This is a genomic window from Silicimonas algicola (genome assembly GCF_003970735.1).
Lineage (GTDB): Bacteria > Pseudomonadota > Alphaproteobacteria > Rhodobacterales > Rhodobacteraceae > Silicimonas > Silicimonas algicola.
Genome location: NZ_CP034588.1, coordinates 2145265 through 2158191 on the forward strand (window position 1 = coordinate 2145265; position 12927 = coordinate 2158191).

Sequence of the window (12927 nt, forward strand, 5' to 3'; positions counted from 1 at the left end):
TCAAGACGTGGTCGGCGCGGCGGAGAACAGTCACACCCAAGCAAGACGCTCCATGGCGGCGGCGTGGATTTCGGGCGTCGCGGCGGCGAGGATGCGGCCGCCTCCATCGGCGCGACCGCCGGTCCAGTCGGTCACGATCCCGCCTGCCGCCTCGATCACCGCGATCGGGGCCTGCACGTCATAGGGCTGCAGTCCGGCCTCGATCACGAGGTCGATCTGCCCCGCCGCGAGAAGCGCGTAGGCATAGCAGTCGCAGCCATAGCGCGTCAGCCGGACCTCGGAAGCGACGCGCCGGAATGCGGCGCCCTCCTCAGGGCTCCCGACCTCCGGAAAGGTGGTGAAGAGCGTGGCCTCCGCAAGGGTCCGGGTGGGGCGCACGCCGAGCCGCGCTTCGCCCATCGGCCCCTCGACGCTGGCACGGCCAAGCCCGCCCCTGAACCGCTCCCCGATGTAGGGCTGGTCGATCAGGCCCAGAAGGGGGCCATCCGCATCCGCCACCGAGACGAGGACGCCCCAGGTCGGTGTTCCGCTGATGTAACCGCGCGTACCGTCGATGGGATCGAGAACCCAGGTCAAGCCGCTGGTCCCTGCTGTCGCGCCGTGCTCCTCGCCCAGGACGGCGTCGTCCGGCCTCGCCTCCGCCAGGATCGCGCGCATCGCGGCCTCGGCGCTTCGGTCCGCGACAGTGACGGGATCGAAGTCGGCGCGTTTGCTTTCAGCCGCTAGGCCACGGCTTCGAAAATGACGAAGGGTCTCTACGCGCGCGGCATCGGCCAGGCGGTCGGCGACAGCCCAGAGCCGTGACGCGTCGATGTCCGTTGAAGTCACCGGCTGGCTCCCCACCCTTCGCTGGAGACCGGCCTAGCAGAGCGCACGCGACCGTCAAGGATCCAGCGACGGATCCTCAGGTCGGCTAAGCGACGTCGGAGAGCACCCGGGCCAGTTCGAACAGGCGGCGGCGCTGCGTTTCCGGGATCGCGTAGTACGACCTCACGAGTTCCAGCGCCTCCTTGTCCTTCAGGATGTCGACAGGCACGTCGGACTGATAGTCGGCCTCGGCGACGTTGTTCGCGTCCGAGAGGCCCTCGAAGAAGAAGCTCACCGGTACGGAAAGAGCGGCGGCGATGTCCCAGAGCCGGGAGGCAGAGACGCGGTTCATCCCGGTCTCGTACTTCTGGATCTGCTGGAACTTGATGCCGACCTTCTCGGCCAACTGCTGTTGGGTCATGCCCACCAGCCAGCGACGATGCCGTATCCGCTTGCCGACGTGGACATCAACTGGGTGCTTCATAGCGTGGCTCCCTCTGCAACCTTTACAGGTATGCGTCTAATGCAGACAACTGAATAGCTGTCTTTTTGGTTAGGCCTTGTCTCGGGAACCGGCCGTCCGCCCAATTCCGACCTCGGAAAGATTATGACTCAACCCTGCGAAGTATGCGTCGGACACTAATACAATCATGACGCATGACGCAACGTCTGGTGTGTTACGGATCACGTTTGTAAAATTTCGGCAACAGGTGTTAGGACGGGCCATGATCCATTCCATGCACGCACTGGTTGTAGAATCTCTAGGCGCCACGCCGACTTGGGGCGTCGTCGACCGTCCGGAACCCGGTGCTGGGCAGGTGCGGATCAAGGTAAAGGCCGCTGCGCTGAATTTTGCCGACACCTTGATGATCGACGGGACCTATCAAGAGACGCCGCCCTGCCCCTTCGTTCCCGGCATGGAAGTATGCGGACTTGTTGACGCCGTTGGCGAGGAATCGGGCAGATTTCGGACGGGCGAGCGAATCGCATCCTTCTGTGGGCATGGCGGGCTGGCGGAATTCGTTGTCGTGTCCGAGGATCGCTGCTTCCCAGTGCCGGACACGATGGACGACATCACGGCCGCCGCTTTCCCGATCGCCTATGGCACCTCTCACCTGGCACTGACACGCCGGGCGCGCCTGGCTGCGGGCGAAACTCTTGTCGTTCTCGGAGCGGCCGGTGGCGTCGGGCTGACGGCGGTCGAGATCGGCAAGGCCCTTGGCGCCCGCGTCGTGGCCGTAGCGCGTGGGGAGGCCAAGCGCGAGGCGGCACTGCGCGCGGGTGCGGATGTCGCCATCGATGCGGATACGCCCGATCTGCGCGGGGCGCTGAAGACCGAAGGTCGGATCGACGTCGTCTACGACCCTGTCGGAGGCGCTGCGGGCGAGGCCGCGTTGCGCGCGCTGGCGCCCGAGGGGCGGTATATCATCATCGGCTTCGCATCCGGCGACCTGCCCTCGCTCCGTCCGAACCACCTCCTGGTGAAGAACGTCGATGTGATCGGCTTCTACTGGGGCGGCTACCGCGCCTTCGCTCCGGGTGTCCTGACAGACAGCCTGGCGCAACTGACGCGCTGGCACTCCGAAGGCAGGATCCGTCCCCACACCAGCCAGGTCCTTCCGATGGCGCAGGCGAACGACGGTCTCGATCTTCTGCGCCGACGCGAGGCGACGGGAAAGGTCGTGCTTACCCCGTAGCCGCAAGTTGCGGGGCCATGAACGACCGCCGGACGAGACCGACCAGATCCTCCAGCACCTCGCTGCGACCCTGTGAGGCCACGTAGAAGTTTATCTTCCGTGTCCCGAGATCGGGCAAGGCGCCCCCATGCGACACTTGGAACAACTGCGGCACCGCGCCGGCAAGCTGCGCGGTCACGGCGAGATCCGCGACGACGGTCGCCTCGACGGTACGCGAACTGTCGGAATCGATGCTCATCTCCCACGGCACGCCAGCGCGGTCGAGTGATGCGATCATGCCCTTGCGGAACTGGCACTTCGGCTGCGACGCCAGCGGCAGGGGTCGACGCTGCCATGCCACGCCATCCTTGGCACCGTACCACAGAAGCGGCTTCTCGGTCAGCGTCTCGCCGCCCGGGTCGCAGTGATCCTCGGTCGTCAGGATCAGGTCGCATTCGCCCCGTGCGAACATCTCCTTCAAGCGCAGCGTGTACGACGACAGAAGCTGGACCTTCATCCTCGGATGCTCGACGTGGAAGAAGCGCAGGACCGGCGGGATCGCGGGATAGACGATGTCGCTCGGGACGCCGAGGACCAGCGTGCCCTCGTAAGCCACATCGGTCATCCGGTTCATCACCTCGTCGTTCAGGGCGAGGATCTTGCGCCCGTAACTCAGAAGCTGCTCGCCCGCCGTGGTCAGCCCGACGCCCCGCCCTGTCCGGTCGAGAAGCTGCTGGTCGAGGCTTTCCTCGAGCCGCTTGAGCTGCATAGACACCGCGGACTGGGTCAGGTTCAGGACCGCCGAAGCCTTGGTGACGCCGCCTGTGTCGGCCACGGCCACGAACGAGCGGACGGCAGTCAGGTCGAGGTTCCGAGGCATATCACTCTCCGTGATGAATGGGATCAGAAGAATTCGTTTTCAAAATGTATCAGGAGGGCCCATATCCATCAAGCACGATGATGAAAGGATCTCGACGCACCCACGCTCGACAACAGGACATAGACACATGACGACAATGACCCACACCCCCCGCTCCGCCCTCTTCCCCGTTATTCTGACGGCCCGCCTCGGTGTGCTCGACCGTCTTCTGACGCTTCATTCGATCTATAACGAGCGCCGCGCGCTCGCGCAGATGGATGCGTCGCGTCTGTCCGATATCGGCGTCACGCGCAGCGCCGCCCGCGCTGAATCGCGCCGCGCTGCCTGGGATGCGCCCGAACGCTGGACGCGCTGAGGCGCGACCGGCGGTCACACCCCTGAAAAACAGTCTGTTCCCGGAACCGTGGCGGTTGAAATCATGTCCGTCTCTGCCAATATGCGCAGGGACGGACGGGTTTCCCGATCCGGCACCGACCAGATCCTTTGGGGAGCACAACCACATGGCTGAATACGAGACCATCCGCGGCACCGCTACGACAGGTGTACGGACGGCCGCGATCGATGAGGGCCTCCGCGCCCACATGAACAAGGTCTACGGCACGATGTCCGTCGGCATGCTCATCACGGCTGCGGCCGCATGGGCCATCGCCGGACTTGCCGTCACCTCCGATCCCTCGGCCACCGGCATCATGCTTCGTGACGGCGAATATCTCACCGGCCTCGGCCAGGCGCTCTATGCCTCGCCGCTTCGCTGGGTCGTGATGCTCGCTCCGCTCGCCTTCATCTTCTTCGGCTGGAACCGCATCCTCGAGCGCGCCTCGTCGGGTACCGCGCAGGTTGCCTTCTACGCCTTCGCGGCGATGATCGGCATCAGCTTCAGCTCGATCTTCCTTGTCTACACGGACTTCTCGATCGTGCAGACGTTCCTCGTGACGGCGATCGCCTTCGCGGGACTGTCGATCTGGGGTTATACAACCAAGCGCGACATCTCGGGCATCGGTTCGTTCCTGATCATGGGCGTCATCGGCCTGATCGTCGCCATGGTCATCAACCTGTTCCTGCAATCGCCCGCGATGATGTTCGCGATCTCGGGCATCGGTGTCCTGCTGTTCGCGGCCCTCACGGCTTACGACACGCAGAACATCAAGACGATGTACGTGGCCCACGCCCAGGCGATGGACCAGGACTGGCTGGACAAGTCGGCGATTCACGGCGCCCTGGCGCTGTACCTCGACTTCATCAACATGTTCCAGTTCCTGCTCTACTTCATGGGCAACCAGGAATAGACGGTTACACGTCAAACGACGAAGGGCCGGCCTCGCGCCGGCCCTTTTCATTTGGACGGCCAGCCTTCAGAAGGCCGCGTCTTCCAGAACCCCGTCCGCCGACATCTGGGCGTAGAGAAGCCCCTCGCGCAGACCGCGATCCGCCACCGTCAGTCGGTCGGTCGGCCAGACCCGCAGTAGCGCCTGGAGGATCGCCGCGCCGGACATGATGAGCGCATGCCGGTCCTTGCCGATCCGCGGGTCGATCCTGCGGCCTTCTGGTCCCAGCTCGAGATACTGGCGGATAACCTTGTCGATCTGGTCCGAGGTCATGCGCAGCCCGTCGACCTTGGATCGGTCATAGCGCCTGAGGCCCAGGTGGCTTGCCGCCACCGTCGTCACCGTCCCCGAGGTGCCGATGATCTGGAACCCCTCCCGCGTCTGCTCCGCCTCGTAGGGGCTGAATTCCGAGAGGTTTTCCTCGAAATACCAGCTCATCAGCGCGAACCGCGCGGCGTCGTTCTCGACGTCGTCGAACTGGTCGCGCAGCGTCGCCACGCCCAGGGGCACCGAAATCCAGTCCACCACCCGCGCCGCCGGAAAGGGCGAGTTGGGATCGGGCGCGAAACCGGTATTGAGGCGCATCAGCGCGCGCGGCCTCTCGACCCGCGGGACCCGGCTGATGTCGATCCACACGAGCTCTGTCGAACCCCCGCCGATGTCGACCACCAGAAGCTGCTCGGTCCGCGACGATACCAGCGGAGCGCAGGAGATGACGGCAAGCCGCGCCTCTTCCTCGGGCTTGATGACCTCGAGCCTGAGGCCCGTCTCGCGGTAGACGGAATCGAGGAAATCGGAGCCGTTGGTCGCCCGCCGGCAAGCCTCGGTCGCGACAAGCCGCATCCGGTCGACATCGTATTTGTCGATCTTCGAGCGGCAGATCTTCAGCGCCTGCGCTGTGCGGTGCATCGCGGCGCGCGACAGCCGCCCGGTCGCTTCGAGCCCCTGGCCAAGCTGGACGGACTTCGAGAAGCTGTCGACCACATGGAACTGGTTGCCCTTCGGCTGAGCGATGAGCATTCGGCAGGAATTCGTTCCGAGGTCCAGCGCGGCGTAGAGCTCTGCTGGATCGGCCTTGTCGGGCCCGCCCTCTTCTACCGCAAGCGGGAGAGGGTCGGCGCCCCTAGGACGCTTGGGCGGCATGTCGCCCTCCGATCTCTGGTTGCCTTCAGCCTATGGCAAGCCGCCCCACGGGCGCAAGCGCCGTGACGGACGCCTTTCCTCGCGGCCCGAAATGGGCGATAGAACGCGCGACTTGCGACAGGAGACCCCGATGCACGACATCCGCGCCATCCGCGAGAACCCCCAGGCCTTCGACGCCGCCATGGCGCGGCGGGGGCTGTCGGGGGTGTCGTCGGAGATCCTTGCCATCGACGAGGCGCGGCGGGCGAAGATCACCGCCGCCGAGACCGCGCAGGCCGACCGCAACGCGGCCTCGAAGGACGTCGGCGCGGCGAAGGCCCGAGGCGACAACGCGGAATTCGACCGCCTTCGTGCCCTCGTGGCCGACAAGAAGGACGAGATCGCGCGGCTCGAGGACGAGGCGCGCGTCGAGGACGAGCGTCTGCGCGACATCCTCCTCGGCCTGCCGAACCTGCCTTACCCGGATGTGCCGGACGGCCGCGATGAGACGGAGAACGTCGAGGTCCATAAGTGGGGCGAGGTGCCGACCTTCGACTTCGCCCCAAAGGAGCACTATGACATCGCCGGGGTGAAGCCCGGCATGGACTTCGAGACGGCAGCCAAGCTGTCGGGCAGCCGCTTCGTCCTCCTCCGCGGAGCGGTGGCGCGGGTTCACCGCGCACTGGCCCAGATGATGCTCGACATCCACACGACCGAGCATGGTCTGACCGAGACGATGACCCCCGTCCTCGTCCGTGACGAGGCCATGGTGGGCACGAACCAACTGCCCAAGTTCGCCGAAGACAGTTATCAGACTCGCGAGGGCATGTGGCTGATCCCGACGTCCGAGGTCACGCTGACCAACACGGTCCGCGACAGCTTCGTCGATGCCGACCGCCTGCCGATCCGCATGACCGCCCATACCCAGTGCTTCCGCTCCGAGGCGGGAAGCGCGGGCAAGGACACGGCGGGGATGCTGCGGCAGCACCAGTTCGAGAAGGTCGAGATGGTGACGATCTGCACGCCTGAAACGTCCGAGGACGAACACGCCCGGATGCGCGGCTGTGCCGAGGCGATCCTCGAGCGCCTGGGGCTTGCCTATCGCACCGTCGTCCTCTGCACTGGCGACATGGGCTTCGGCGCGCGCAGGACCTACGACATCGAGGTCTGGCTGCCGGGGCAGGACACCTACCGCGAAATCTCGTCGGTTTCGACCTGCGGCGACTTCCAGGCGCGGCGGATGAACGCGCGGGTTCGCGACGCGGACGGCAAGCCCCAGTTCGTCCACACGCTGAACGGCTCCGGCCTGGCCGTCGGCCGCTGCCTGATCGCGGTGCTGGAGAACGGCCAGACCGAGGATGGCGGCGTCATCCTGCCCGAAGGGCTGCACCCCTGGCTGGGCGGCAAGACCCGCATTGCGCCGGACGGCCGGCTCGCCTGAGCAAGGGGCAAGGAACCGCCGGGCGTCCCGGCGGTTTCAGGGGGCATGGAACGCCTCATCGCATGGGCCGTCTTCGCGGCCGCACTCGCCTTCGCCCTCGTCCCCTTTGCCGTCTCGTTCGGTGGGTTCGATCCGCGAGCTTTTCCGAACCCCCTGCCCGACCCCGTGGCGCAGCCCGAGGGCTGGACCTTCTCGATCTGGGGCTTGATCTACCTGTGGCTCGTCGTCACGACGCTGGGCGCGGCCATCTTCCACGTGGATACGCCGACCTTCTGGCCGCACCGGCCGTGGCTCCTTGTGGCGCTGGTGGTCGGGGCCGCCTGGCTTTTCGTCGCCCTCGAAAGCGCGATCTGGGCGACGCTTCTTATCTGGATCATGTGGATCGGGGCGGTGGGCGCGCTGTTCCGCGCCCCGGCGTCGCATCGCTGGATGGTCAGGGGGCCCGTGGGCCTTTTCGCCGGCTGGCTGACGGCGGCGGCATCGATCTCGATCGCACTTGTCGGCGCAGGATGGGGTGTGTGGTTCGACGAAGTGACATGGGCGGTGATCGCCCTCGTCCTCGCGCTGGTGCTTGGCATCTGGCTGATGGCGCGGCTCGCCGTGCCCGAGGTCGCGCTCGCCATCGGATGGGCGCTTGTCGGGCTGACGGTCGATGCGTCGGACAAATCCACACTCGTGGCCGGGCTGGCGGCGGTCGGCGCTGTGCTGATGCTGGTCCTCGCCGTGCGCGCCGTCATTCGACCTTCACCGAAACTGGCGGTGGCCTGATCGAAACGCGGCGGAGACGAAAGCCGTCCCCGCCGCGCCGCGTGTCGGCCCCGGTGAAAGGCACCGGAGCCGACCATGGAGGACCTTAGCCCGCGACCAGGGTGCCGGCCGTTTCGGCGGCCGCCAGTTCGTCCGCGTCGACCATACCGTCCGCGTTGGCGTCGATCGTCGCGAACACCTCTTCGGTCAGGTCCGGATATGCGGCCTGAATTTCTTCCATCGAATACATGCCGTCTCCGTCCGTGTCGGTGACATCGGCAGCGGTGGCGGCGGTCGCGCCGAGCCCGAGAAGGGCGGCGGCGAGAACAGTCCAGATCTTCGTCATCTTCATCTCCATCTATTCTGACGGAGGCAGGGGCCCGAGCCTCGTTGAGAAGCTTCGAGTGTGAGGTAAGGTCATCCTCAGCCGCCGCGCAATGGGGTGGGCTCGCGCAGCCTGACCTGAGCCGAAAGACGCCCCGGAGGCTCCTGCCGTGCGGCGGAGGTGCGCCGCCCGTCCCGCGCGGTCAGTCGCGGGCGGGACGGCGCGCAGCCGCAGACCCGAGTCGCGCGGAACGGCGCCTGCGGAGCGTCAGTCGGAGGGTGAGAGCCTTGCCGTCAGCCGGCCAAGCCGCCTTGCCTGTCGACCGACCCATGTCGAGGCTCGGTCCTCGCGGAACGTGCGACCGTTGTTGAGGGCGACCCCCTTGGTCAGAAGCGACATGAAATGTTCACCCGAGCCATCGCGTGCCTGAGCCCCGTGCAGGTTTATCCACTTCAGCCGCTCCGCCTGAACCGCGGGCTCCAGGGACAGGATCATCGTCCCGCCCAGATCCAGCCGCTCGAGCGAAGGCATCCGCGAGAGGGAGCCGAGGTCCCACACCCAGGAACCGGCGAGGTCGAGGATCTCGAGGTCGGGCAGCGCTTCGAGCGGCGCAAGGTCTCCCGTCCGCGTGTCGCGAAGCGACAGGACCCGCAGCGACGGGACGGCGGCAAGCGGCGCGAGGTCCGATACCCGTGTGCCCCTCAGGCTGAGTTGCGCCAGGCGGTCGAGATCTGAGATGGAGGGCGGGATCTTTTCCAGCGCATCCAGCCCCTGAAGCGACAGGACGCGCACGCGCTCCCTTGCACCCTGGGCGATGCGCGCCTCGGCCTCGGCATAGGCCGCGTCCTCGCCCCTGTCGCGGGTCATCACGAACCCGGCGGCGACGATGGCGACGAAGATCAGGAAGGCAGCGGCGATCCTCCGCACGCAATCACTCCTTCGGGGAGGGTTTGCCGAGGTGCTTGCGCAGCCGGGACGGCTTGGACTTCTTCCTGTCCTTGTAGGGGTTCTTGTCGCCCTGACCCCGGAAGTGCAGCCGAATGGGCGTCCCCGGCATGTCGAAGGCGTCGCGAAGGCCGTTGACGAGATAGCGCTTGTAGCTCTCGGGCAGCTTGTCGGGATACGAGCACATGACGACGAAGCCGGGCGGCCGTGTCTTGACCTGCGTGGCATAGCGCAGCCGGATGCGGCGTCCGCCCGGCGCGGGCGGCGGATGGGACTCGAGCATCCCCGTAAGCCAGCGGTTCAGTTGCGCGGTCGTCACGCGGCGATTCCAGACGGTATAGGCGCGCTCGACGGCCTCGCGCAGGCGGTCGAGACCGCGGCCGGTCTTGGCCGAGACGGTCACAAGCGGCGCGCCGCGAAGCTGGGGCAGAAGGCGCTCGAAGCTCTCTTTCAGCTCCTTCAGTTTCTCCTGCTTGTGATCCTCGACGTCCCACTTGTTGACGGCGACGACAACGGCCCGCCCCTCGCGTTCGGCAAGATCGGCGATGCGCAGATCCTGCTGCTCGAAGGGGATCGCCGCGTCGAGAAGGACGACAACGACCTCGGCGAACTTCACCGCGCGCAGACCGTCGGCGACCGAAAGCCTTTCAAGCTTCTCCTGAACCTTGGCCTTCTTGCGCATCCCGGCGGTGTCGAAGATGCGGACCGGCATCCCCTCCCAGTCGAAGGGCAGCGAGATGGCGTCGCGCGTGATCCCTGCCTCGGGGCCGGTCAGCAGGCGATCCTCGCCCAGAAGCTTGTTGATGAGGGTCGACTTGCCCGCGTTCGGACGGCCCACGACGGCGATCTGCATCGGCCGGTCGGCGGTGGGCATACGGACCGAGGTGTCGGCCTCGTCGTCCTCGTTGACGTCGACGTCCGTTTCGGGCGCCGCCTCCTCGATGATCGCCGCCTCGGCCCCCTTCGCCTCGACCAGCGGGCGCAGCACCTGAAGGAGGTCGAACATCCCCTCGCCGTGCTCGGCGGAAAGGGCGATCGGGTCGCCCAGACCGAGGGACCACGCTTCGACGTAGCCGCCCTCTCCTGCGCGACCCTCGGCCTTGTTGGCGCCAAGGATCACCTGTGCGGACTTGCGGCGCAGGATGTCGGCGAAGATCTCGTCGGCGGGCAGCACGCCCGCGCGGGCGTCGATCATGAAGAGGCAGGCGTCGGCCATCTCGACCGCGCGCTCGGTCAGCTTGCGCATCCGGCCCTGAAGGCTTTCGTCCGTCGCCTCTTCCAGTCCCGCCGTGTCGATGACGGTGAAGCGCAGCTCTCCCAGGCGCGCCTCGCCCTCGCGCAGGTCGCGCGTCACGCCGGGCTGGTCGTCGACCAGCGCCAGCCGTTTGCCGACCAGACGATTGAACAGCGTGGACTTGCCCACGTTCGGGCGACCCACGATGGCGAGGGTGAAGCTCATGTCGGCCCCTTTGTGACGTCAGGCGGCGTCCTTAGCAGAGCGCCCGCCTAGCGGAAAGCGTGGAGTTCCCCGTTCTCGGTCACGAGATACAGCGTCCCACCCGCAACGACCGGGTTGCGCACGACGCTGCCGGGCAGATCGCGGGTTCCCAGAAGGGCGCCCGAGGCCGGATCGAACTCGCGCAGAAGCCCGTCGTCCGACGCAACGATCAGCCGTCCGCCGGCGAGGACGGGTCCAAAATGGACATAGGCCGTCTCGCGCCGCGACAGGCGAGGCCTGCGGTAAAACGGCAGGTCGACAATCCAGACCGTCTCACCGGTCGAGGCGTCGAGCCGCGCCAGCCGGTTCTCGTCCGTCACCATGAACATCGAGCCGCCGACGACGACGGGCGGGTTCATCGCGCCTTCGTTCGCCTGCCAGAGCGGCAGACCCGTCTCGACGTCGAAGGCCGCCGCGCGCCCCGCGTGGCTCGCGGCATAGACGGTGCCGCCCGAAACGACGGGCTCGCCCGAGAGGTCGGCATAGCGGCTGAAGGCGCGTCCCGTCCGTTCGCCCGCGACCGATCCCGCCCAGGTCTGGCTGCCGGTCGACCGCACGGCGGCCAGCATCTGGCCTGACGAGAAGGGGAAGATCACCTGGGCGTCGGCAACGGCGGGCGACGGCCCCCCTGCGAGGCCGGAGTTGCTTGTCGCGCCGAGGATCTGCCACAGCACGCGACCGCTCGCCGCGTCGATGGCCCAGCCCACGTCGTCGCGGGTGACGAGATAGACCACGCCGTCCGCAACCGTCGGAGCACCCGTGGCCGCGGCGTCGAGGTCCTGCATCCAGGCGACGGCGCCCGACGCGGCGTCGAGGGCGGTCAGCGTGCCGAAGCCGGTGGTGACATAGACGCGCCCGCCCGACGCGGCGATCCCGCCGCCCGAGGCCTCGTTGGCATTCTCCGAAGGTGGCGTCAGGTCGCGCGACCAGAGCGCCGCCCCGCCGGTCGAATGCGCCGAAACCGTGGCCCGGCTGTCCATCGTGAAGATCCGGCCAGACGAGACGACGGGGTCCGCCGTGATGCGGTGCCTGCGGTCCGCGCCCTGTCCGATCGGAGCGCTCCACACGCGCGTGAGCGACCGTCCGAGCGCGGGATGGGAAAGCTGGTGGCGGGCGTTGCCGCCGACATGGCTCCACTCGGCGTTGACGGTGGCAGGCGGCAAGGCGACAGGGATGCTGCGGTTCACGACCTCGCCCGTGTCAGGCAGACCCGCGATGTCGAGCCGTTCGCCCGGCAGCAGTACCTCCTGGTCGCCGCAGGCGGCCAGAAGCGCCAGCATCGCCACCGATGTCGCGAAATTCCTCACAGCCCGGCCCCTCGACCCTTCTCGCTCGCGCATGTCCCTGGCTCAGCCCTGCGCCTCGGGCGTGCCACCGAGCGCCACAATCAACTGGGTCGCACGAACGCGCAAGTCTTCCGTGACCTCGGCATCCGCGAGTATCCCGCGGAGCGTGGCGATGGCGGCTTCCGTCTCGCCCGTCTCGACCTCGGCAAAGGCGCGCTGTTCGAGCGCCAGAAGCCGCAATGGGTTGCCGGCGGCGAGAAGCGGTTGCAGGCTTGCGACCCGGTCCGCGGGCGCGACGGTTCCGGCCGAGACCATGACCGACTTCAGAAGGGCGATGTCGCGATAGATCTGCGGCACGGCCGTGTCGGCTGCCAGAGCCTCGAGCGACGCCCTGGCCACGTCCGCGTTGCCGGCCTCGGACTGCGCCGACGCCGCCAGAAGCCCCTGGATGGCGCGGCGGGTCGGCTCTTCGGGCGTTGGAAGCGCTGCCATCGCTTCGGCCCGCGCGGCGTCGTCGGCCCCGCTCAGGGCGGCAAGGATCTCGTCGCCGAACGCCTGCGCTTCAGCTGCGTCGCGCGCCTTGCGCCATTCGATGAAGGCGGCCCCGGCAACCAGAAGCACGACGGCGAGGATCGCGATCCAGCCATAGCGCCGCATCAGCCTGAACAGCTTGTCGCGCCGGACCTCGTCCGACACCTCGGTCACGAAGGAATCCTGATTGGCCACCGAAGCCCCGCCCTGTTGTCCCAGACCCGTTGCGCCCTCTTATCTGTTGAAATCGCGGAATGCAAAGCAGCGTGAATGCTGCATGTGCGAAAGCTTGCGCAAAACCGTCGTCATGATTAAACTGAACTGAACGGTTTAGCGTACTAGTC

14 protein-coding genes are annotated in these 12927 nt (G+C 67.0%); 5 read left to right on the forward strand and 9 right to left on the reverse strand.

What is annotated here, in order from left to right; genetic code table 11:
• Window positions 1-30 precede the first annotated feature (30 nt).
• Window positions 31-828, reverse strand: a complete 798-nt coding sequence (gene hisN, locus EF888_RS10675) for a histidinol-phosphatase (RefSeq protein WP_109758988.1) — start codon at window positions 826-828, stop codon at window positions 31-33.
• 85 nt (window positions 829-913) lie between these two features.
• Window positions 914-1291, reverse strand: a complete 378-nt coding sequence (locus tag EF888_RS10680; protein ID WP_109758989.1) for a helix-turn-helix domain-containing protein — start codon at window positions 1289-1291, stop codon at window positions 914-916.
• Between the two features lie 253 nt (window positions 1292-1544).
• On the opposite strand from EF888_RS10680, the gene EF888_RS10685 reads away from it, so the two are divergent.
• Window positions 1545-2504, forward strand: coding sequence for an NADPH:quinone oxidoreductase family protein (locus EF888_RS10685; protein WP_109759030.1), 960 nt, complete (start codon window positions 1545-1547; stop codon window positions 2502-2504).
• Here the strand turns inward: EF888_RS10685 and EF888_RS10690 are convergent.
• Window positions 2494-3363 (reverse strand): LysR family transcriptional regulator, encoded by an 870-nt coding sequence (locus tag EF888_RS10690; RefSeq protein ID WP_109758990.1) that lies wholly within the window; start codon window positions 3361-3363, stop codon window positions 2494-2496. The two genes, EF888_RS10685 and EF888_RS10690, sit on opposite strands and share 11 nt — an antisense overlap.
• Window positions 3364-3490: 127 nt before the next feature.
• On the opposite strand from EF888_RS10690, the gene EF888_RS10695 reads away from it, so the two are divergent.
• Together EF888_RS10695 and EF888_RS10700 are read left to right on the forward strand one after the other, a co-directional pair.
• On the forward strand, window positions 3491-3718 hold the full coding sequence (locus EF888_RS10695; protein WP_109758991.1) for a YjiS-like domain-containing protein: 228 nt from the start codon (window positions 3491-3493) through the stop codon (window positions 3716-3718).
• Window positions 3719-3863: 145 nt separating this feature from the next.
• Window positions 3864-4649, forward strand: coding sequence for a Bax inhibitor-1/YccA family protein (locus EF888_RS10700; protein WP_109758992.1), 786 nt, complete (start codon window positions 3864-3866; stop codon window positions 4647-4649).
• 66 nt (window positions 4650-4715) lie between these two features.
• On the opposite strand, the gene EF888_RS10705 is transcribed toward EF888_RS10700, so the two are convergent.
• A complete protein-coding gene (locus EF888_RS10705) occupies window positions 4716-5831 on the reverse strand; it encodes a Ppx/GppA phosphatase family protein (protein ID WP_109758993.1) in 1116 nt (371 codons plus the stop codon).
• Between the two features lie 130 nt (window positions 5832-5961).
• On the opposite strand from EF888_RS10705, the gene serS reads away from it, so the two are divergent.
• Entirely contained in the window at window positions 5962-7251 is a 1290-nt protein-coding gene (gene serS / locus EF888_RS10710; RefSeq protein ID WP_109758994.1) for a serine--tRNA ligase, read from the forward strand.
• A gap of 45 nt (window positions 7252-7296) precedes the next feature.
• Window positions 7297-8019, forward strand: coding sequence for a hypothetical protein (locus tag EF888_RS10715; protein WP_109758995.1), 723 nt, complete (start codon window positions 7297-7299; stop codon window positions 8017-8019).
• 85 nt (window positions 8020-8104) lie between these two features.
• On the opposite strand, the gene EF888_RS10720 is transcribed toward EF888_RS10715, so the two are convergent.
• From EF888_RS10720 to EF888_RS10740, 5 genes are all read right to left on the reverse strand, one after another.
• Window positions 8105-8344: a calcium-binding protein gene (locus EF888_RS10720; protein ID WP_109759031.1), complete on the reverse strand. Its 240-nt coding sequence runs from the start codon at window positions 8342-8344 to the stop codon at window positions 8105-8107.
• A 246-nt stretch (window positions 8345-8590) separates the two neighbouring features.
• A complete protein-coding gene (locus tag EF888_RS10725) occupies window positions 8591-9250 on the reverse strand; it encodes a leucine-rich repeat domain-containing protein (protein WP_109758996.1) in 660 nt (219 codons plus the stop codon).
• A 4-nt stretch (window positions 9251-9254) separates the two neighbouring features.
• Window positions 9255-10727 (reverse strand): ribosome biogenesis GTPase Der, encoded by a 1473-nt coding sequence (gene der, locus EF888_RS10730; RefSeq protein WP_109758997.1) that lies wholly within the window; start codon window positions 10725-10727, stop codon window positions 9255-9257.
• Window positions 10728-10774: 47 nt separating this feature from the next.
• Window positions 10775-12106: a PQQ-like beta-propeller repeat protein gene (locus EF888_RS10735; protein ID WP_109758998.1), complete on the reverse strand. Its 1332-nt coding sequence runs from the start codon at window positions 12104-12106 to the stop codon at window positions 10775-10777.
• 9 nt (window positions 12107-12115) lie between these two features.
• The gene (locus EF888_RS10740) at window positions 12116-12778 is read right to left on the reverse strand and encodes a hypothetical protein (RefSeq protein ID WP_109758999.1); all 663 of its coding nucleotides are present in this window, start codon (window positions 12776-12778) and stop codon (window positions 12116-12118) included.
• Window positions 12779-12927 lie beyond the last annotated feature (149 nt).

Bases quoted from the DNA above. Each gene is read 5' to 3' on its own strand.
- EF888_RS10680 (WP_109758989.1), bottom strand. From the start codon at position 1,291: ATGAAGCACCCAGTTGATGTCCACGTCGGCAAGCGGATACGGCATCGT.
- EF888_RS10685 (WP_109759030.1), top strand. From the start codon at position 1,545: ATGCACGCACTGGTTGTAGAATCTCTAGGCGCCACGCCGACTTGGGGC.
- EF888_RS10690 (WP_109758990.1), bottom strand. From the start codon at position 3,363: ATGCCTCGGAACCTCGACCTGACTGCCGTCCGCTCGTTCGTGGCCGTG.
- EF888_RS10695 (WP_109758991.1), top strand. From the start codon at position 3,491: ATGACGACAATGACCCACACCCCCCGCTCCGCCCTCTTCCCCGTTATT.
- EF888_RS10700 (WP_109758992.1), top strand. From the start codon at position 3,864: ATGGCTGAATACGAGACCATCCGCGGCACCGCTACGACAGGTGTACGG.
- EF888_RS10705 (WP_109758993.1), bottom strand. From the start codon at position 5,831: ATGCCGCCCAAGCGTCCTAGGGGCGCCGACCCTCTCCCGCTTGCGGTA.
- serS (WP_109758994.1), top strand. From the start codon at position 5,962: ATGCACGACATCCGCGCCATCCGCGAGAACCCCCAGGCCTTCGACGCC.
- EF888_RS10715 (WP_109758995.1), top strand. From the start codon at position 7,297: ATGGAACGCCTCATCGCATGGGCCGTCTTCGCGGCCGCACTCGCCTTC.
- EF888_RS10720 (WP_109759031.1), bottom strand. From the start codon at position 8,344: ATGACGAAGATCTGGACTGTTCTCGCCGCCGCCCTTCTCGGGCTCGGC.
- der (WP_109758997.1), bottom strand. From the start codon at position 10,727: ATGAGCTTCACCCTCGCCATCGTGGGTCGCCCGAACGTGGGCAAGTCC.
- EF888_RS10735 (WP_109758998.1), bottom strand. From the start codon at position 12,106: ATGCGCGAGCGAGAAGGGTCGAGGGGCCGGGCTGTGAGGAATTTCGCG.